Below are 20,498 nucleotides of genomic sequence, written 5' to 3'. Positions count from 1 at the left end.
CCCCCGCTCCCACCCTCTGCTATGAGCGACAGCGACGCAGACGGCGCGTGGGTGAGCCTCTTTTCCGGTGGCAAGGACTCGTCGTGGGCGCTGTATCGAGCCCTCGAAAACGGCCTCGACGTGGACCGACTCGTCACGGTCCATCCCTCCGAGGACTCCTATATGTACCACGTCCCCGCGACCGACCTCACCGCGCTGGCGGCCGAGAGCATCGGCATCGACCTCGTCGATGTCGACCCCGCGGATCTCGAAGCCGACACCGCCCGCGACTCGAGCGCCCAGGGCGACGCCGAACTCGAACCGCTCGAAGCGGCCCTCGAGGAACTGGACGCGGATCTCGACGGGGGCATCGCAGGCGTCACGGCTGGTGCGGTCGAGAGCGAGTTCCAGACGAACCGCATCGAAGCGATGTGCGATCGACTCGACTGTGAGCTGTTCGCACCGCTGTGGCAGGAAGACCCGCGAGCGCTCGCCGAGGCGATGCTCGACGCTGGCTTCGAGATCAAGATCATTCAAACCGCGGCCTACGGACTCGACGAGTCGTGGCTCGGGCGTACGCTCGACCGCGAAGCCATCGTCGAACTCGAGACGCTCAACGAGGAGTACGGCGTCCACGTTCTCGGCGAGGGCGGCGAGTTCGAGACGCTGGTCGTCGACGGGCCGCATATGGATCGGCGGATCGACCTCGAGTACGAGACCGACTGGGACGGGACGCGTGGAACGATACGGATACTGAACGCTGAACTCGCGTAATCTGCACCGAGTCGTCGTCAGAACGGACCGTCGTCCAATTGGTCGTCCGAGTCGATCGCGACGGCTCGAATCGGTGCCCCATCGGCCTCCGTAATTGGGAGGGGAAAGGCGACGAGCGTGACAATCGACTCCTCCGCTGGCAGCGATTCGAGGCCGGTCAGGTTCTCGATGACGTACGATCCGTCCCCGAGCAGCGTGTGATGGGCTTGAAAGCCTGCCGGCTCCGAATCCGTCGCGTTCTCGGTCGGCGTCGGGTCCGGATTAAGCGTGTCCAGACCGACGCTCCAGCCTGCCTCACGACAGTGTTCGGCGGCCCCCGGCGTCAGGTACGGGTGATCGAAGTACCGATCCGTGCCCCAGTACTCGTCCCAGCCGGTGTGACAGAGCAGGAGATCCGCGGTGCCGTCCGGGGCGGGTAAGTCGGCCGCCTCGATCGATTCCCGTGGCGATTTCCCGGTACAGTCGACGAGTCGGGCGTCGAAGACGAACTCGTCGACGGCAATCGAGTCGAGTGCAGATCCGTCGCGGAAGACGTGGCTCGGCGCGTCGATGTGTGTCCCGGTGTGGCTGCCACAGTGGAGTGCGGCAACGTGATAGCCGTCATCTTCGACCGTTGCCGCCGGCGTGATGTCGACCGGCGGATCGCCGGGGAAGACGGGCATACCGGACCGAATCGAGTGGCTAAGGTCGTAGTAGGTCATGGGTCGCTGTCGGTCATTTCGCTTTCTCTCTCGCCCTCTCTCTCGCCCTCTCTTTCGCTCTCGAACGACTGTGTTTCGGCTTCGAGTGCGGCCCGCGCGTCGTCGACCCACGCCGGTTCTTCGAGTTCGATGTCGTCGCCGCGGGTGAACTCGCCGACGGTTGTTCGTGTCTGCTGGTTACCGTCGACCGTCCATCGGAGGCTGATCTCGTAGGTTTCGATAACTCCGGATGGTGTAATGGTTGTATTAAACGCCATGAACGTCCCATCGGATAGATTTCCGGCTCCTGTGAGTCGGTAGCGCTCGGCCCCTCCGGCGGTCTGTTCGACGGCAACCGAGTGCTCGACTTCGTCGAATCTGTGGATCGATACTGGAAGACTCGGCGAGTCGGGTCCGGCCGTCTGAGAGAGTACGTGCGTCTCCCCAGTCGCGTCGGTGACGCGACCGAGGTCGTCGTCGGCTGAGCGCCACTCTTGGCGGCGGATGGGGTGCTGTGTTTCGTTCGCTTCGATATACTCGGGATCGTTCTCTCGGACGGAGTACGCTGCGTCGTCGGTGACGGTCTGTGTCGTGTTCGCGACGTTGCTGAGGGTTTCGTGTTCGTCGTACCGATACGTCGTCTGTGTCCGTTCGAAGGTGGCGTTCTCGAGTTCACTGCGGTGAGCGGTCGAAAGCGCAACAGTGTCGGTGATCCCGCTCTCGCTAAGGCCGGGAGCGAGTTCGTCGTCGACGGTGAGTGGCTCCCGTTCCTCGGCGTCCGGCGACGATTCGAACGCGCTACAGCCCGCAGCCGTCACGAGCAGCGCGACGAGGAGGGCGGTGGCGAGGCGACGTATTGGTGTCGTCACCTCGACGGTCACGCTGCGATCACATAGGCGTTCGGTAGACTAACTGAGATGACCGGCGTCACGGCGTGACCGCAAGCGCCGGGTTTCACACGACGGCCCAATCCCTTTGCGAGTCGGCACTGCCGTCTTTGGTATGATCGAGAACGAACACGATCTGTTCATCCGGACGCTGCGCGAGTTCTATCACATCGAACGCGAACTCGAGGACCTCCAGTCGGAACTGGCCGACGCCGCCACCGACGAAGAACTCGAGGAGTTCTACATGGCCCACAGCGAGACGACAACGGAGCAACTCGGCCGCATCGAACCGATCTTCGACGCGATCGAGGCCGATCCGGGCGTCATCGAGAGCGAGATGCTTGATACGCTCCGGAGCGAGCGCGACGACCTGGTCGGAGACGTTCAGGACCCGGTCCTCGGCGACCTCGTCGACGCTGAACTCGGGCGGTCGATCGAGCGACTCGAGATCACGAAGCTAGAGACGCTGCTCGCACTCGCGGATCGAATGAATCTGCCGGACGAGGTCGTTGAGCCGCTCGAAACGACGAAAGCGGAGGCGACGACGGGTCTCGAACGAGTGCAGGAACGCACGGAAGTATAGGGGCCCAGAGTCCGGACGGCGGGCGCTAGAACGTAACCAACACGACGCGAGCGAGAACGAGAATCGTCGCCACCGCACCGAGCGCGACGAAGATGATGTGTTCGAGGGACGGATCGCCGGATTCGACCGGCGCTGAACTCGGTTCGGGTGCGTACGGGTCGTCCGCATCGTCACCGGTGTGGCGCTCGTCATCTCGGTTCTCCGCGTCGGTCCCTCTTGCGGAGAGGTCGATCGGAATCCGTTCGGTGGCTGATTCCGTTTCGGCACCACTCCGTTCCCTGTCACGGGCCCGGTCAGCCCCGGCGGTTGTCCCCCACTCGTCGGCCTCCCCGTGCTCGCCATCGGTCGACTCGTCGGCTGCACCCTTCGATCCGTCCGACCCAGTTACACCCGTCTCCGTCGTGCCCCAGTCGTCTCCGCGGCTGTCGGGTCCGGACGTTTCATCTGCCATACAGTGTCGTACTCGCCGTGGCGTCAAAAATCCGCCGTCCCGAACACAGGTGATCCTGGTATGCCCCGTCTCGCGTTCGTCTGCCCGCGGGTAGGGTCAGCGGCCAGGATCGACCGCGAGCGGCGTTCCCGCTCTCGCTTCCTACCGATCCGTTCGATCCCGAATGTCGCCCTCGTAGACGACTCCTCGTTCCGCGTCGATGGTGACGACCGTTCCCGCCTCCATCTCCGAAATCGTCGCCCCGCTTACCATCGGCACGTCCATCTCTCGTGCTACCAGCGCCGGATATCCCGTCATCCCTCGCCGAGCGTTGACGATGCCACCGATCTTCGAGACATCGCCCGTAAACTCCGCGTCGAACTCCGTCGGCAGCGCGAGGATGGCACCCTCCGGTACGTCGGTGAGATCGCCATCCTGAACTCGTGCCAGCGGCCCGGTCGCACGGCCCTCGACGACGACGCGGCCCGTCGTCAGCGCCTCCGCCGCGACGTGGACCTTCAACATGTTCGTCGTATTCGCGCCCTCGAGTTCGGTCATCATGCCACAGAGGACGACGACGGTATCACCGCTTTCGGCGACGCCGGCTTCCAGAGCGGCCTGGACGGCTTTCTCGACGACGGCGTCGGCTCCCTGATCGGAGACTTCGGCGTACAGCGGTGTGACGCCCCACGAGAGGGCGAGCCGGCGGCGGACGCGGTGGCTGGGCGTCGAGGCGACGACCGGGACGCCGGGACGGTACTTTGCGGTTTTCAGCGCCGTGTAGCCGGATTCGGTCGCCGCGACGATGGCGTCGGCACCGATGTCGCGGGCGAGAAAGCGCGCCGAGCGTGCCAGGGCGTCCGTTCGAGCCTCGCCGGCGGCGGGAACGCGCTGTTCGAGGAGTTCGGCGTACTCCTCGGAGTGTTCGACCTCGCGGACGATGCTGTCCATCGCGTCGACGACCGCGACGGGGTGGTCGCCGATCGCGGTCTCCGCGGAGAGCATGACGCCGTCGGTACCGTCGAGGACGGCGTTTGCCACGTCCGAGGCCTCCGCTCGGGTCGGTCGGCGGGCGTGGACCATCGAATCGAGCATCTCCGTCGCCGTGATAACCGGGAGACCGGCCTCGCGACACCGGCGGATGATGCGTTTCTGGATCATCGGTACGTCCTCCATCGGACATTCGACGCCCAGGTCGCCGCGAGCGACCATGATCCCGTCCGAGGCGTCGATAATGTCGTCTAGGTTGTCGACGGCACCGGCGCGTTCTATCTTCGAGATGATCGGAATCTCCGCGCCGGCGTCCTCGATGACCTCGTTGACCTCGTAGACGTCCGCTGTGTCCCGGACGAAACTCGCCGCCACGAAGTCGACTTCCTTCTCGGCGGCGAGTTCGAGATCCCTGCGGTCGGACTCGGTGACGACGTCGAGATCCAGGTCGACACCGGGGACGTTGACGCCCTTTCGGCCGCCCAGTTCGCCGCCCGTATCGACGTGTGCCACCACGGCGTCGCCGTCGCGTTCGCGAACGGTCGTCTCGATCAGTCCGTCGTCGAGCAGAATTCGATCGCCCGGTTCGACGGCACCAACCGGCAGCGAGAGGCCGACGGTTTCGGGCGTGGCATCGTCCCCTTCGACGAACCTGATCTCCGAGTCGGTTTCGAGCGTGACCGTCTCTCCCTCGGGGAGCGGTGCAGTCCGGATTTCCGGCCCCTGCATGTCCAGCATGACGGAGACGGGTTTCTCTCGTTCCTCGTCGACCGAGCGAACGCGGTCGATGAGTGCGGCACGATCCTCTCGAGTTCCGTGACTCGCGTTCAGCCGAGCAACCGACATGCCGGCGTCCGCGAGGTTCCGGATCGTCCGGCGATCGCTCGAGGCAGGCCCGAGCGTACAGACGATCTTTGCGTTTCTCATGCCTTGTGCTATCGCGAGCACGGGCAAAAAGATAGGTGACTTACTCGGGGCCGAGTGTATCCTTTCCCGTCATGTGCCACGGCAACCGTTATGTTAGATACACTCATTCCAATAGCGAATCCCAATATACGCGCTACTGTTCTCCTTGACCAAAATTTTCCTATATTAGTCCCCATGTCACTCTTATATTCATGCTGGGTCCGGTAACCAAGGATCGGTACTGCTGGCGTCGCTTCCGTTATCGCCGCTAGGTCGTCTCGAAAGCGAGCGTGAGCAATTGCGATCACAGAAGCGAAATAGAGACCGTGAACTCGAACGGCCGTCTACTGCACCTTTTCGCCGACGACGGCGTCGTCGTGGGTCGTCAGCAGGTCCGCCTCGTCGCCTGCAGCGAGGATCATGCCGTTGGATTCGACGCCGAATAGCTCGGCGGGTTCCATATTCGCGAGCAGGATGCACTTCTCGCCAGGGAGTTCGTCGAGGTCGTGGAGTTGCTTGATTCCGGCGACGATCTGGCGGGTTTCGAAGCCGATGTCGACTTCGAGTTTCGCGAGGTCGTCCGCGCCGTCGATTCCCTCGGCCGACTCGATACGCCCGACGCGAATGTCGAGTTCTTGGAAGTCTTCGAAACCGATGCGGTCCTCGATGAGCGGCTCGAGGGCGTCGGTGTCCGCGGTGGCGTCTGCCATGGCAGCCGATTCGTCCGAGGCGGTGTCGTCGGTTTCGGTTTCCGTCTCTTCGCCTTCGGCTTCGTCCTCGTCCTCGTCTTCGTCTTCATCGCCGCCCGCCGCCGCGACGCGTTCTGCGAGTTTCTCGTTGAGTTCGTCGACGCGGTCGTCTTCGATCTTCGCGAAGAGTTCACCGGGTTCGTCGAAGGTTCGGGGCGGTGCCTCGAGCGCGTCTTCGAGGTGGGCGTCCGCAATGTCGCCGTCTTCGCCCAGTTGTTCCCAGAGGCGCTGGGCCTTTTCTGGTGCGATAGGTTCGAGGAGGACGCCGACGGCCTTGGCGATCTGGACGCAGTCGCGAATGACCTGTGCGGCCCGTTCGGGGTCGTCGTCGGTGAGCTTCCAGGGTTCGTTACGCTGGATGTACTCGTTGCCGAACTGGGCGAGCTGGGTCGCGGCCTGCCCGATGTCCCGGAGCGAGTAGTCGTTGACGGCCTCTCGGGTGTCGCCGATCGCCCCTTCGATGCGCTCTGACACCTCTTCGGAGACGTCCGCCTCGGGGGTGCCCTCGTAGTTGCGGTAGGCAAAGAGCAGCGAGCGGTACCAGAAGTTGCCGACGGTGCCCACTAACTCGCCGTTGACCTTCTCCTGGAAGGCGTCCCAGGAAAAGTCCACGTCCTGCTGGAGGCCGCCGGTGGTCGTCAGGTAGTACCGCAGCAGATCGGGGTGAAGGTCCTCGTCAAGGTATTCGTTCGCCCAGATTGCACGATTGCGACTCGTCGAGAGGCCCTTGCCGTTGATCGTGATGAAGCCGGTCGCGGCGACGGCGCGGGGCGTGTTGTAGTCGGCACCCTCGAGCATCGCGGGCCAGAAGATGGTGTGGTGCTGGATGATGTCGCGGCCAATGATGTGGACGATTTCGCCGTCGTCCTCCCAGACGCGCCGCCAGTCGTACTCGTCGGTCCCGACGCGCTCTGCGTACTGCTTCGTGGAGGAGATGTACTCGACCGGCGCGTCGACCCAGACGTAGAGGACGATGTCCTCGGTCGTCTCATTGTCGCCGTTCGGATAATCGATCCCCCACTCCATGTCGCGGGTGAGACACCAGTCTTGCAGCCCCTCTTCGATCCACTGGCGGGGCTGGTTGCGTGCGTTCGAGGTCCCCTCCAGTCCGTCGAGGAACTCGGTCAGGAAGTCCGCGAATTCGGAAACCTCGAAGAACTTGTGCGTGCGCCCGCGGTACTCCGCCGGGTTCCCGGTGACCGTACTCTTCGGCTCCTCGACTTCGCCCGGTTCGAGGTGGCGCTGACAGCCCTCGTCGCACTCGTCGCCGCGGGCCTTCGCGCCGCAGTAGGGACAGGTTCCCTCGACGTACCGATCCGGGAGATACTGGTCGGCATCCGGATCGTACGCGACCTGGATCTCCTTCTCGTAGATGTACCCCTCCTCGTCCAGCGTCCGGACGATCTCCCGGGTCAGTTCCGTGTTCGTCTCGTCGTGGGTGTGGCCGTAGTTATCGAACTCGACGTTGAACTTCGGGAACGTCTCGGCGTACTGTTCGTGCCACTCCAGGGCGAACTCCTCCGGATCGACCCCCTCCTGCTCGGCGTTGACGGCGATCGGGGTGCCGTGCATGTCCGACCCGGAGACGTAGGCCGTCTCCTGGCCGAGCGTTTCGAGCGCACGGCTGAACGCGTCAGCGCCGATGTATCCCCGCAGGTGACCGATGTGCAGGTCGCCGTTCGCGTAGGGCAACCCGCAGGTCACGACCGCGGGACGGTCCGTCGGAAAGTCGTCGTTGGTAGTGCTCATATGCGTGGTCAGTCGGTCGCGGGCGTAAAACCCGCCGGTTTCGATTTCTCGCCGGGATGCATTTCTTGTCACTCACAAGCCGCGAACACAGCCGGCGAACAGCTGAACTCGGATACCCGGGTTTCGACGCCACGAGAAGCCTGTATTCCGTATGACCGGTCGCGTTCGCGGCACTCCACCCGGAGACGGCGCTGTCGCTACATCCGCATGGGACGAGAACAGTCAGCGTCGACAGCACGCGTCGTCATTCGTACGCATACGTACGCAGTCGTGCTCTATAACGTTGACGTGTGTTGGACCGATTCGTTTCAGTATTCAGCCGTCCCCCCTGCCCTTTCTCGTCGCGCCGGTCAGTCGCTACTCGAGTCGCCGGCGCTGCCCGGTGTCGGTCCGTTCCGGCACGTCCGTGACTGGTCCGTCTCGGAGCCGCCGCTGGGGCTCGCCGAGTTCAGGTTCGTCCTCGCCGGTCCAGTTTCCGCCGGGCGGGGGCTGGTTTCGGTTCCGGCTGTCCCCGGTTGGCCGCCGAGGTCGTCGAGGTCGGCGACGAGCGCCTCGAGCATCTCGCGGGTCACGTGTGGCATGCAGACGATGCGGAGGTCGTCGGTGCCGGTTCGGGAGATGCGCCAGCCCGCGTCGCGAAGCGCCTCGAAGGTCGCGGCGGGAACGTCGGCCGCGACGAGCGGGAGTTCGGGGGCGACGACGTCGTAGCCTCGCGCCGTCAACGCGTCGGCGAGCCACTCGGCGTTGGCCTGCGAGCGGGTATACTGCTCGCGATAGCCTGCGGGCCAGAGTTCGTCCATCGCGGCGACGGCGCTCGCGACGCCGGCCCCGGACCGCGTTCCGGTGAGCGTCGCCTGCGAGGTCGATTCGAGGTAGGGCGTGTCGACGGCGAGTTCGTCGAGGAGAGTATCCTCTCGGACGAGCAGGCCGCCGGCGGGAACCGCGGCCTGGCCCATCTTGTGGGGGTCGATCGCCATGGTGTCGACGGGGGCGTGATCGAAGTTCCAGTCGTGATCGGTAAACGGCAGGACGAAACCGCCCCAGGCGGCGTCGACGTGGAGCATGGCGTCGACGGACTGCGCTATGTCGCCGAGTTCGGGAATCGGGTCGACGCGGCCGTACTCGGTGGTGCCGGCGACGCCGACGATCAGGGCGGTGTCGTCGTCGACGCAGGCGCGGACGGCGTCGAGGTCGGCCCGGTGGTCGTCGTCGGTGGGGACGAGTTGGAGGTCGACTTCGAGCAGGGTGGCCGCCTTCTGAAAGCTAAAGTGGCCGGATTCTGGCATGACGATGGTGGGTGTCGCCGTCTCGGCGCGTTCGCGGGCGATTCGGACGGCCTGGATGTTCGCTTCGGTCCCACCGCTCGTGACGTATCCGGCTGGATCCGCGAGACCGGCGATTTCGCCCAGTCGCTCGATAGCCTCGTCTTCGAGTGACGAAATCGCGGGGTACGTCCCGGGATCGCCGGGGTTCGTCGCGAGAAATCGTTCGGCCGCCTCCCGTGCGACCGGGTGGGGCTCCGTACACATCGACGAGAGCACCCGGTCGAACGCTTGGGGCTCGATTTGCATATCACGTACGTCGGCTGTCGGCGGTTTAGTAGTTGCGTTGTCGGATTTCGAACCCGTTCCGGGCCCGGGCGGTTATCGAACCGAATCCAGCAGCAACTTCTGCTCGACGCGTTTGACCTCGTGCTGGACGTCGCGGACGGCGTCGATGTTCGCCGAGACCGAGTTGATGCCCTCGTTGACGAGGAACTGGACCATCTCGGGCTTGGAGCCGGCCTGCCCGCAGATGCTCGTATCGACATCGCGTTCGCGACACGTCTCGATCACGTCGCCGATCAGGCGCAGGACCGAGGGGTGGAGTTCGTCGAACCGGTCGGCGACGTGTTCGTTGTTGCGGTCGACTGCGAGCGTGTACTGGGTGAGGTCGTTGGTGCCGAAGGAGGCGAAATCGATGCCCGCGTCGGCCATCTCTTCGACCGCCAGTGCCGAAGCCGGCGTTTCGATCATCACGCCCCACTTGCGTTTGTCGGGGTCGATGCCGGCCTCGGTCATGAGCTTCTTAGCCCGATAGACGTCCTCGGCGTCGTTGACCAGCGGGAACATGATCTCGACGTTGTCGTAGCCCATCTCGTAGAGCCGACGGAACGCCTCGAGTTCGTGAGCGAACACGTCGGGGCGATCGAGCGAACGACGGATGCCCCGGTAGCCGAGCATCGGATTGTGTTCCTCGGGTTCGTCCGCGCCGCCCTCGAGCTGGCGGAACTCGTCGGTCGGCGCGTCGAGGGTTCGAACGCGAACCGGACGCGGATAGAACTCGTCGGCGACGCCGCGGATGCCCTCGACGAGTTCGGTAATGTAGTCGTCCTCGCCGTGTTCCTCGATGAACTTCGCGGGCGTCTGGTTCAGCGAGAGGATCATGTGTTCCATGCGCAGGAGGCCGACGCCGTCGGCGCCGGTCGCGGCGGCGCGTTCGGCGGCCTCGGGGATGGAGACGTTGACCTTTACCTCGGTTGCGGTCATCGGCTTGACCGGTGATTGTGGGCGGACCTCCTCGACGGGTTCGGTCTCCTCTTCGGGTTCGACTTCCTGGCCTTCGAGAATCGCGCCCTTGTCTCCGTCTAAGGTGATGACGCGGCCGTCCTCGAGGACGGTCGTGGCGTTGGTCGTGCCGACGACGGCGGGGACGCCGAGTTCGCGCGAGACGATGGCGGCGTGGCTGGTCATGCCGCCCTCGTCGGTGACGATTCCCGCGGCGCGTTTCATCGCGGGGACCATGTCGGGCATGGTCATCTCGGTGACGATGATGTCGCCGTCGCTGACCTTGTCCAGGTCGTCGAGTTTCGTGACGATGCGAGCGGCTCCGCTGACCGTGCCGGGGCTCGATCCGAGGCCGTCGACGATGACATCGCCGGTGCCAGCGTCCGCGGTCGAGTCCTCAGCGTCGCTGCCGCCGGCCGCCTGCACGCCGCCGCTGCCGTCGGTAAGGCCCTGTGCCGCGTCCGCGCCGCCGGCACCCGATCCCGTGGCGGCGTCGGCCGCGCTCTCGTCGTCGATCGTCGTGATCGGGCGCGACTGGAGCATGAAGACCTCGCCGTCGGCGATCGCCCACTCGACGTCCTGCGGATCGTCGTAGTGGTTCTCGACGCGTTCCCCGAGGTCGACGAGGGTATCGATCTCCGCATCGTCGATGACGCGGGCGTTCCGTTCGTCCTGGGGAACCTCCCGCTCGACGGTTTCGCCGGTTGCCTCGTCCTTGACGTGCATCACCTTCTTCTCGGCGACGGTGTATTCGATCGAGCGGTCGTCGCGGCTGACGATGTAGTTGTCCGGAGAGACGGCCCCGGAGACGACCGCCTCGCCGAGTCCCCAGGCGGCCTCGATGATCATCGTCGGATCGCCGGTCGAGGGGTGGCTGGTGAACATCACGCCGGACTTCTCGGCGTCGACCATCTGCTGGACGACGACCGCGATGTTGACCGCGGAATGGTCGAAGCCCTGCTCCTGGCGGTAGTAGATCGCCCGTTGCGTAAAGAGGGAGGCCCAACACTCCCGAACTCGTTCGAGCAGGTTTTCCTCGGTGACGTTGAGGAACGTCTCCTGCTGGCCCGCGAAGGAGGCGTCGGGCAGGTCTTCCGCCGTCGCGGAGGAGCGAACGGCGACGAAGGCGTCCCCGTCGCCGACCTCGGAATAGGACTCGAGAATCTCCTCGCGCAGGTCCTCGGGGAACGGCGTCTCGAGGATGAGTTCCTGCGCGCGGTCGGCGGCGTCCGCGAGCGCGGCCGAATCCTCGACGTCGACATCGACCGCCGCGAACAGTTCCTCGTCGATGCCGGCCGCTTCGATGAACGACCGGTAGGTCCCGGCGGTGACGACGAAGCCCGGCGGTACGGGGAGCCCGGCTCCGGTAAGCTCGCCCAGAGAGGCGCCTTTGCCGCCGACCTTCTCGAGATCGCCGGCGTTGATTTCGTCCAGCCAGAGTACAGCCATCTGTAGTTGTGTGGACAGGGGACCCGATAAAGAAGGTTGCGAACGATCCGCACGATTCGCTACTCAGAACCGAATGAACACTTCCGCAGAGCGGCGAATTTCGCCGTGGTTTCCGTCAGAGAAGCGGACGATTCAGGCCTCGAGAATCTCATCCTCGTCGTCGTCAGGAACGGCAATCGATCCATCGAGTACCGTTACACCACGACCGCCGACCCGGACCGTCGGTCCGTCGAGTTCAGCGCGGACGTATCCGGGCCGGTCGACGTAGTGGCCTTGCTCGAGGCGGAGTTCCGCGGGCAGGTCGTCGTCGAACGCGCCGAAGCGATCGAGGTAGGCGGTGACAGCGCCGCTGGCCGTGCCGGTAACCGGGTCTTCGGGGACGCCGGCCCCGGGTGCGAACATTCGGCCGTGCAGCGTCGAGTCGGCGTCGAGCGCGTCGAAGGTGAAGAGATAGACGCCGGCCGCGCTGAACTCGTCGGCGAGGTCTTCGATCGCGCCCATATCGGGCGTCGCGTTGCCGAGGTCAGAGAGGTACGTGATCGGGACGATCAGGAAGGGGAGGCCGGTCGAAGAGACGGCGAGCGGGATGTCGTCGCGCGCCCCTTCGAGCGCGGCCTGTTCGACGCCGAGGGCGTCGGCGACGCGGTCGTATCCGGCGTCGACCTCGCGGATCTGGGGCGCATCCTGGGTCATCCAGACCGTTCCGTCGGCGTCGATGTCGATGTCGAGCACGCCGACGTTTGTCTCGAGCGTCGTCGTGCCGGACTCGAGGCCCTCGTCGTGGAGGTGAGCGAAACTGCCGATCGTGGCGTGCCCGCAGAGGTCGACTTCCTGGGTTGGCGTGAAGTACTGCACGCGGTAGTCGGCCTCGTCGCTTTCTTGGAGGAAGGCCGTTTCGCTGAGGGCCATCTCGTCGGCGATAGCCTGCATCTGGGCCGTCGAGAGGTCGTCGGCAGCCGGCACGACGCCGGCGGGGTTGCCGGCCAGCGGTTCGTCGGTGAAGGCGTCGACCTGCAGGACGCGGGTCGTCCGCGCGCTCCCGGCGGCAGAATCGGTGGGCATATTCGGAGATACGCTCGCAGAGTCTTCGGCCTTTTGACTCGTCGCGTCGATGCGGCCCGTTACCCGTCAGTCGCTCTCCGAGGGCTCGGTCTCCGACTGCGGTGCTACCGAATCGAGTTCAGTCGCCGACGCTCCGCTGCCGGCGTGGGTCCCGACCGGCGGCAGATTGACCTCGGCCGCCGGGGATGCGTCGAGATCCGTCTCGGTCTCGAGGTCGCTCATTTCGCCGGCTTCGCGCGCATCCTGATCGATGCGCATCGAACAGAACTCGACGCCGCACATCGAGCAAAAGCGCGCCTCCTTGTAGTTGTCCCCCGGAAGCGTCTGATCGTGGTACTCTCGCGCGCGGTCGGGATCGAGCGCGAGGCGGAACTGCTCGCGCCAGTCGAACTCGTACCGAGCCGTCGAGAGCGCATCGTCCCAGTCGCGAGCGCCCTCCCGACCGGTGCCGATATCGCCCGCGTGGGCGGCGATCCGGTACGCCGCCAGTCCCTCGCGAACGTCCTCTTCCTCGGGCAGCCCGAGGTGCTCTTTCGGCGTCACGTAACAGAGCATCGCCGCCCCGGCCTGGGCTGCCATCGCCGCGCCGATCGAACTCGTGATGTGGTCGTAGCCGGGGGCGATGTCGGTCACCAGCGGCCCGAGGACGTAGAAGGGCGCGCCGTCGCAGACCTCCTGCTGGCGCTCGACGTTCTCGGCGACCTTGTGCATCGGGATGTGGCCCGGCCCTTCGACCATCACCTGCACGTCGTATTCCCAGGCGCGCCGGGTCAGGTCGCCGAGGGTGTCGAGTTCAGCGTACTGGGCCTCGTCGCAGGCGTCGGCGATACTGCCGGGGCGGAGGCTGTCCCCGAGGCTGAACGTCACGTCGTGGTCGGCGAAAATCTCGCAGATGTCGTCGTAGACCTGAAAGAGCGGGTTTTGCTCGCCGCGTTCTTCCATCCACTTCGCCATGATCGACCCGCCGCGGGAGACGATCCCGGTCGTGCGGCCGTCCGTCAGCGGCAGGTGTTCCGCCAGGATGCCGGCGTGGATCGTCATGTAGTCGACGCCCTGTTTCGCCTGCTTTTCGATGACGTCGAGCAGCAACTCCGTCGTGATGTCTTCGGGGCTTCCGGCCCGCTTGACGGCCTCGTACAGCGGCACCGTCCCGATCGGGACCGGCGAGTGCTCGATCTGCATCTCCCGAATCTCGTCCAGATCGGTGCCCGTGCTGAGGTCCATCACGGTATCCGCACCGTAGTGAACCGCCGTGTGAAGCTTCTCGAGTTCGGTGTCGCGATCGCTCGTCGTCTCACTGTTGCCGATGTTGGCGTTGACCTTCGTGGCGAACTCGCGGCCGATCGTCATCGGGTCGAGCGCGTCGTGGTGTCGGTTGGCCGGGATCACGGCCTGTCCCTCGGCGACCTGCTGGCGGACGAACTCGGGGTCGCGGTTCTCGCGGTCGGCGACGCGTTCCATCTCGTCGGTAACCGTTCCCTCGCGGGCGGCTGCTAGCTGGGTGGATGGCATCGATAACTAGGTTGTACTATCGAGTTATAAATAACTGTCCTTCTAGGCTAATACGCCGATAGAATCCACTCTATGGCAGAAATACGGGGAATACTGGGAAAAACTCGAACGGCGCTGGCTACTGGTCGAGCGAGCCGACCGGCCCTCCCCGAACACGAAGCGACAGCGAGTCGTCGGGCTCGTCGGGTATCGAAACCGTGACCGTCGCCGCTGCTGTCCTCGTTTCGTTTTCCGCCTCGCGCTCCGTTTCTGGAACCGTCACCGTCGTTCGTTCCCCATCGATCGCGAGCCAGTAGGTTCCCGGCACGGCGGTGATCGTGGCAGTCACGTCGACGGAGTCGCCCGACCGGATTTTGCCGCCGAACGAGAGGGAGTCGAGCGTCGGCGACGGCGTCTCGACCGCCAGATCCACGTCGATGGTGTGATCCATCGTCGTCGTGTAGACCGGCACGGACGCCGTCGGCTCCGGGCCAGTGCCGCTCTCGGATTCCTCGTCCGGTTCGGCGGTCAGCACCTCGACGCCGAGTTCGGTTTCGACGGCCGCGATCCGATTACAGATCGTTTGTTGGCTCGAGCCGGCAAAAAGCAGGCCGACGAGCGCGCCGTCGTCGAGGAAGACCGGCGAGCCGCTGTCGCCGGGTTCGGACAGCGGCCCGGCGACGAGTTGCTCGCGGAACAACGCGGGCTCTTGATCGCCGATATCCACGCGGACGCTCGCGCTCGTGGCCTCGAGTTCGGCGCTCGTGACGCCCGACGTGCGGCCCGTTTTCGTCACCGTTTCGCCCCGGAGTGCGGCGTAGTCGTCCCGGTAGACGCCGGTCGGCCACGACTCGTCGAGTTCGTAGTACGTCGCCGTCTCCTGTTCGGGATCGATCGAGCGGGCGGCGACGTCGACGCGCCCGTCGTCTTCGATCGGAACGTAGCCGACGAGTTCGCCGACCGCGTCGGCGTCGGCGGTGCCGCCGTCCTGTGGCGAGGGTTGGAGGATCGGCTCGCCGAATTCGGCCGCGTTCGAGCGGGCGTAGGTGTGGTTGTTCGCCAGTCGGACGAGGTCGCCCGCGGCCACGTCTTCGCGCCAGCGCGCGGCCGACGCCTCCGGGTCGTCGACGCGGGCCGGATACGGCCCGGCGGTGGCGGCCGTCGAATTGGCGTTGATTTCGCTGACGCCACCGGGGACGGGCCGGTGGCGGTCCTGCCGACCGGGCGCAGCCTCGGGGACCGCCTCGATCGGTTCCGTATCCGTTTCGGTGTTCGCATCCAGCGCGTCGAACCCTTCGCGCGTCTCGTCGTAGCCCGCGTCGACGACCGTCACGTCCACGTCGTCCCCGGCATCGGCCAGACGGGTTTCCACGTCGTCCGCGGCGTCGAGCGCCGATTTCGGCCGCTTCTGCGAGACGAACACCGTGAGTTGCTCTGCGTCCTCGTCGTAGTCGACGCCGATCACGTTCTCGCACTCGAGTAAGAACTCGTAGTCTGGTGTCGAGGGCATCGGTCACGTAACCGTTCGTGATACCGTTAGTTATAGCTGGATATTATTACACGATAGTCTAAGACGGATAAACGAGGCGTCTTTCAGCCCACTTATAATGGTCGCCCCATTCTGTCCCGAGTAGGTGGCCACCAGATGTCCGATCTACCGGACGATTTCGACTGTACGATTACGAACTGGGAGTACATTTACAGCCTCTGTCGCGACGTCAGCGACGACGTTCGCCGCGACGAGTTCGAACCGGACGTCATCGTCGCCCTCGCACGCGGTGGCTGGTTCGCGGGACGGTGTCTGTGTGACTTCCTCGGCCTGAACGACCTGACGAGCCTGAAGATGGAACACTACGTCGGGACGGCGGAGAAGTCGGGCGAGCCGACCGTCCGGTATCCGATGCCGGAGGGCAGCGTCGAAGGCAAGGACGTGTTGATCATCGACGACATCGCCGACACCGGCGGCTCGATCAAACGCGCATACGAGTACGTCGAGGACCGAAACGCTGGCGAGGTCCGCACTGCAACCCTGCAACTGCTCGGCACGAGCGAGTTCGATCCGGACTACGTCGGCGAACAACTAGAGACCTGGACCTGGGTCGTCTACCCCTGGAACTTCATCGAAGATATGATCGACCTGCTCTCGAGCGCGATGGAGCAAGCCGACCAGGAGACGTTCTCGCAGGAGGATCTGCGCCACTATCTCACCGAGTTCCACGGGATCGAACGGATCGAGATGGAAATCGCCCAGCCGAACCGGCTCACGGAAGTCCTTTCGGAGATGGAACGCCGAGAGGAACTCGAGATGCGCGACCACGGAGAGTGGGCGCTTTGTAGCGATTCGTAGGGATTCGCCGACCGCCTCGATGTCTCCGATTGCAGTCACCAGCCCGGTGAACCACGCTTTCGCTATCCGTACGACGGTCGACTGACGGACACGAACTCGAGTCAACGAACGGACGAGACGCGTCGCTCGTACCCTGGCGCGTGCTCGTGTCCGAGAAGCACGCAGCTCCCGTGTATTCCGAGCGACGCGACCAGCGCGAGGAACGGATCGAGCGGTACAACCGTCAGAGATCTCGGTAACAGCAGCGTAGACAGCACCGGCAGGTACGCAACAGGCAGCACGACCGCGATCCAGAACGCGATCGCACGCACACCGGCGACGGCAGTTTCCTGCAGTCGCTTCCCGACGGAACGGTCCGTTGATTCGACGGAAGTCGACATCGATTACCACCTATCCGGAATCACGCTACTCGCTGAACTCGTCATCGGGGCACGCCATTCGCGTCGAAATCGTCGTTAGATCCACCGTTCCCGCCGCGTCGAGTTCAGCCTGCGTCGTCGAGGTGTTACAATCGAAGTACGTCGCGCCGATGCGTTCGTGGTCGGTCGCGTCCGTTTCGAGGACGGTCACGTCGAGACTGTACTCGCCGCTCTCCGCGAGTTCGATCTCGGCGGTCGCACCCGGTTCGAGCGTGTACACGCCGTCGAAGGTCGGATCGGACGATTCTTCGAGCAGGATGCGCGTCGTCCAGGTCTGTGCTGTCGGATTGTGAACGACGACTCCGTGTTGGGCGTCGGCCGATTCCCGTTCGGAAGCACCCGGCACGGCTCCGACGGTCGTCGAGTTCGTCTCGTCGCGTTCGACGGTCGTCGTTACGACTCCCCGGCAGGCCATGAGCGTGGAGACGACGGACGACTCGAGCGTGCCGTCGTCCCGCACGGCGACGGTCGCCGTCGTCGCGTTGCAGTCGAACTGATCGCGGCCGACGGTGACCGTTTCCGCCTGCTCGGCGTCCGGGAGGGTCGCGCGAACGGTGAACTCGTCGAGATCGGAGAGCAAGACGTGAACCGCCGCGTCCGCGCCGAGTTCGAACGATTCCTCGAGAACGGTCGTTCCGTTTCGCTCGATGACGAGCGCGGGCGTGTGCGTCTCGCTCGCTCGGTTCGTGAGGGCGACCTGCACCGGCTTTCGAAGGCCGCTGTCCGCGAGCGTCTCGTCACCGATGCGCCGATCCGCGGTCGCCCCGCTCTCGACGGTGGTCGGTTGGGATTCCGCCTGCGTCGCCAGCGATCGGGCGTCGCTTTCGGGTTCTGATTCCGAGTCCGGTTCCGACTCCGATCCCGGATCGGCCGTCGCGTCCGTTTCAGAGAGACAGCCGGCTGCCGCGGTCGTCAGTCCGATTCCGATCGATGCCAGAACGGTTCGTCGTTCCATACAGTCCCGTTCGGTGGGAGGTCCTTCCCACTATCCCAAACTCAAAGCCGCCTTTGAGTCCCGTTCGTCGCCCGAATTCCACCGGTCACTCGCCGCCGCCGGCTCGTCGCCGCGTCGCCGGTCGATACCGCATCCAGTACCAGTAGCCCACCCAACACCCGATCGCGAACAGTCCAGCCCCGAGCACGAACCCGCCGGGCCCGGTTGCGAACTCGAGAAGTGACTCGCGAAGCGTCGGCTCGGGTGGCTGTGCGGTACTGAGCAGTCTCGGCTGTGCCGGTTGCGGTGCGTTCCACCGCGTGTGAACGAGCGCACTCACGAGACCCACGAACACGCTCGCACCGAGCACTCGCTGCAGTGCACCCGAAAGCGACGGCGTCGTCTGCTCGGCCCCAGTATACAGCACCAGCGGACCGTTCGCCGGCGCATAGACGTCCATCTCCCGTCCCTGGCTCGAGTACCACGTCCCGGCAACGACGATCAGATCCGCTTCGACGAGGCGCTCGAGATGATAGCTGACGTTCTGCACCGAGGCGTCCATCCGATCGGCGATATCCGACGCCGTCCGCGGCTCCTCGTAGAGCATCGCGAGAATCGTCCGCGCCGTCGTCGACGAGACGGATGACAGTATGTGTTCGGCTTCCGTCTCGGTGAACTCGACGAGTTTCGGCTCGGTTTCGCGGTCGTCCAATGCCGACGATGGTTTCAGCGGAAAGAGAGAGCTCATCGTACCTACAGTCCCGTTTTCACCGGGGTGATATATTCGTACGCGAAACTCAAAGATCCCTTTGAGTTTGTGAACGACACGCAGTGCGACGATTTCGACCGCCGAAACGACCCGGTTCGCCAGCGATGGGAACCAGTGCCAGCGGTGGTCGGCACCCGCGACTATTCCGCGAACGATTCGGAATCTGGCGTGGGGTCGGGTTCTGCGTCCGTTTCCGCTGCTGTTCCCGTTTTCGATTCCGTCCTCGTTTCCGCTTCGCGGTCCGGGCCGACCGTCCCCGCCTCGCCTGCAGTCGCTGACGCGGCGTCCGTGGAGTCGGTTTCGCTCGTTTCGTCGACGATCGACTCCGTCCAGGTCCCGCGGGTAAACCACGCAGTCGCCGCGATCGCGCCGACGATGTCGCCGATGACGACGCCGGCCCAGATGCCCGTCGGGCCCCAATCGAGGACGAAGGCGAGGATGTAGGTGACGGGGACGCGGACGACCCACAGGCCGAGGACGGCGAACGCGAGTGCGGTCTTCGTGTTCCCCGCGCCGCGGAACGCGCCCTGAACCACCTGCATGACGCCCATGAAGACGAACGCGACCGCGGAGAACCGCAGGTAGGTCACACCGTAGTCGATCGTCGCCGCCCGTCCTTCCGCCTCCGCCGTCAGGAACACCGAGACGAACGGTTCCGGCAGCAAGAACGCGAGCACGCCCGCGACGAACATGATCGATCCGATCACCCCCGCAGCGATCCAGACGGCCCGCTTTGCGCGATCCGCCATTCCTGCACCCAGGTTCTGGCCGACGATCGAGTCCGTCGCCTGTCCCATGCCGAGCGCCGGCAGGAACGCGAGCGATACCAGCCGGTTCCCGAGCCCGTAAGCGGTGACGACTTCGGCTGGAAACGTGACGACGATCGCCATCATCGCAACCAGCGCAAGCGCCGTCATCGACTGCTCGAACGCCGTCGGAACGCCCAATCGCGTAATCTCGCGGACGTACTCGAGGCGCGGCCGAATATGTGACGCCTTGATCGCCGGTCCGGTGTCCGTATAGTACAACAGGTAAAATCCGATCGCCGTCGCAATAGCGCGCGAGATGACCGTCGCAACGGCCGCTCCCTGAACCTCGAGTCGCGGGAGCGGGCCGACCCCGAAGATCAGCAGCGGGTCGATCGCGACGTTGATGATGACGCTGATGAACATCACTCGCATCGGCGCGCGCGTGTTCCCGTAGCCGCGCATGAGCGCGACGAAGACGAAGAAGCCGAATACGGACGGCAACCCGAGGAAGAACACCTCCAGGTACTCCGCGGCGAGCGGGATGATCGCCGCCTCGGTGTCGGGATCGGACGGTAACGCGGCGAGCATCGGATCGCTCAGTAGATACCCGAGGATACCGAGTCCGACCGCGACAAGCGAAATAAACGACAGCGTTTGCCCGGCGATGATCCCGTCCTCGTCGCTGTCGGCCCCCGTGTGCTGGGCGATCAGGATCGCTCCGGCAGTCGTAAACCCGCTCCCGACCGCAATCAGCAAGAAGAGCAACGGAAACGCGAGGCTCACCGCACCGACGGCGGCGGGCGAGAGCGCCCCGAGCCACAGCGTGTCGCCGACGTTGTAGGCGACCTGCAACAGTTGAATAACGACGAGCGGCCAGGCCAACCGAAACATCGGTCGGACGAGTTCACCTTCGGTAAGGGAGTTCTCGTCCGCCGTCGCGCCAGCAGACATATCCGCACAGTGTCGGGCGGCGTACTTGACCACTCGGGAGATGTGGTACCGTAT

Annotated in this window: 17 protein-coding genes; 3 read left to right on the top strand and 14 right to left on the bottom strand. The window is 64.8% G+C overall.

Annotated features, from left to right (window positions below):
- The first annotated feature begins 21 nt into the window (after positions 1–21).
- A complete protein-coding gene (locus tag C480_RS05120; protein WP_006664557.1) occupies positions 22–753 on the top strand; it encodes a diphthine--ammonia ligase in 732 nt (243 codons plus the stop codon).
- Positions 754–770: 17 nt separating this feature from the next.
- On the opposite strand, the gene C480_RS05115 is transcribed toward C480_RS05120, so the two are convergent.
- Both C480_RS05115 and C480_RS05110 read right to left on the bottom strand, forming a co-directional pair.
- Complete coding sequence (locus C480_RS05115) at positions 771–1,454, bottom strand: cyclase family protein (RefSeq protein ID WP_006664556.1); 684 nt, start codon at positions 1,452–1,454, stop codon at positions 771–773.
- The gene (locus C480_RS05110) at positions 1,451–2,302 is read right to left on the bottom strand and encodes a hypothetical protein (RefSeq protein ID WP_241433786.1); all 852 of its coding nucleotides are present in this window, start codon (positions 2,300–2,302) and stop codon (positions 1,451–1,453) included. Before C480_RS05110 ends, C480_RS05115 begins: the two co-directional genes overlap by 4 nt.
- A gap of 133 nt (positions 2,303–2,435) precedes the next feature.
- Here C480_RS05110 and C480_RS05105 point away from each other — a divergent pair, with 133 nt between their 5' ends.
- Positions 2,436–2,903, top strand: a complete 468-nt coding sequence (locus tag C480_RS05105) for a DUF892 family protein (RefSeq protein WP_006664554.1) — start codon at positions 2,436–2,438, stop codon at positions 2,901–2,903.
- Positions 2,904–2,928: 25 nt separating this feature from the next.
- On the opposite strand, the gene C480_RS05100 is transcribed toward C480_RS05105, so the two are convergent.
- The 8 genes from C480_RS05100 to C480_RS05065 form a co-directional block, all read right to left on the bottom strand.
- Positions 2,929–3,354, bottom strand: coding sequence for a DUF7312 domain-containing protein (locus C480_RS05100; protein ID WP_006664553.1), 426 nt, complete (start codon positions 3,352–3,354; stop codon positions 2,929–2,931).
- Positions 3,355–3,495: 141 nt separating this feature from the next.
- Entirely contained in the window at positions 3,496–5,250 is a 1,755-nt protein-coding gene (gene pyk / locus C480_RS05095) for a pyruvate kinase (protein WP_006664552.1), read from the bottom strand.
- Positions 5,251–5,573: 323 nt separating this feature from the next.
- Positions 5,574–7,727 carry a methionine--tRNA ligase gene (metG, locus tag C480_RS05090; RefSeq protein ID WP_006664551.1) on the bottom strand — a complete coding sequence of 718 codons (2,154 nt, stop codon included), beginning with the start codon at positions 7,725–7,727 and terminating at the stop codon, positions 5,574–5,576.
- 350 nt (positions 7,728–8,077) lie between these two features.
- Positions 8,078–9,298, bottom strand: coding sequence for a tyrosine decarboxylase MfnA (mfnA, locus tag C480_RS05085; RefSeq protein ID WP_006664550.1), 1,221 nt, complete (start codon positions 9,296–9,298; stop codon positions 8,078–8,080).
- 72 nt (positions 9,299–9,370) lie between these two features.
- Positions 9,371–11,722 carry a phosphoenolpyruvate synthase gene (gene ppsA / locus C480_RS05080; protein WP_006664549.1) on the bottom strand — a complete coding sequence of 784 codons (2,352 nt, stop codon included), beginning with the start codon at positions 11,720–11,722 and terminating at the stop codon, positions 9,371–9,373.
- 132 nt (positions 11,723–11,854) lie between these two features.
- A complete protein-coding gene (locus C480_RS05075; protein ID WP_006664548.1) occupies positions 11,855–12,784 on the bottom strand; it encodes a PhzF family phenazine biosynthesis protein in 930 nt (309 codons plus the stop codon).
- A gap of 66 nt (positions 12,785–12,850) precedes the next feature.
- Positions 12,851–14,296, bottom strand: coding sequence for a phosphomethylpyrimidine synthase ThiC (thiC, locus tag C480_RS05070; RefSeq protein ID WP_049903242.1), 1,446 nt, complete (start codon positions 14,294–14,296; stop codon positions 12,851–12,853).
- 118 nt (positions 14,297–14,414) lie between these two features.
- Positions 14,415–15,785: a chymotrypsin family serine protease gene (locus C480_RS05065; protein ID WP_006664546.1), complete on the bottom strand. Its 1,371-nt coding sequence runs from the start codon at positions 15,783–15,785 to the stop codon at positions 14,415–14,417.
- Between the two features lie 135 nt (positions 15,786–15,920).
- On the opposite strand from C480_RS05065, the gene C480_RS05060 reads away from it, so the two are divergent.
- Positions 15,921–16,622, top strand: coding sequence for a phosphoribosyltransferase (locus C480_RS05060; RefSeq protein ID WP_006664545.1), 702 nt, complete (start codon positions 15,921–15,923; stop codon positions 16,620–16,622).
- Between the two features lie 101 nt (positions 16,623–16,723).
- Here the strand turns inward: C480_RS05060 and C480_RS05055 are convergent, their stop codons facing one another.
- The 4 genes from C480_RS05055 to C480_RS05040 form a co-directional block, all read right to left on the bottom strand.
- Positions 16,724–17,002, bottom strand: a complete 279-nt coding sequence (locus tag C480_RS05055) for a hypothetical protein (RefSeq protein ID WP_006664544.1) — start codon at positions 17,000–17,002, stop codon at positions 16,724–16,726.
- A 25-nt stretch (positions 17,003–17,027) separates the two neighbouring features.
- Positions 17,028–17,996: a hypothetical protein gene (locus tag C480_RS05050; protein ID WP_006664543.1), complete on the bottom strand. Its 969-nt coding sequence runs from the start codon at positions 17,994–17,996 to the stop codon at positions 17,028–17,030.
- Positions 17,997–18,081: 85 nt separating this feature from the next.
- Positions 18,082–18,723: an ArsR/SmtB family transcription factor gene (locus tag C480_RS05045; protein WP_006664542.1), complete on the bottom strand. Its 642-nt coding sequence runs from the start codon at positions 18,721–18,723 to the stop codon at positions 18,082–18,084.
- 161 nt (positions 18,724–18,884) lie between these two features.
- On the bottom strand, positions 18,885–20,444 hold the full coding sequence (locus C480_RS05040) for an MATE family efflux transporter (RefSeq protein WP_241433785.1): 1,560 nt from the start codon (positions 20,442–20,444) through the stop codon (positions 18,885–18,887).
- Between the last annotated feature and the right edge of the window lie 54 nt (positions 20,445–20,498).

The organism is Natrialba aegyptia DSM 13077 (assembly GCF_000337535.1).
Lineage (GTDB): Archaea > Halobacteriota > Halobacteria > Halobacteriales > Natrialbaceae > Natrialba > Natrialba aegyptia.
Note: the sequence above shows the minus strand (reverse complement) of the source record. Positions and strands in the feature narration are given on the sequence as shown.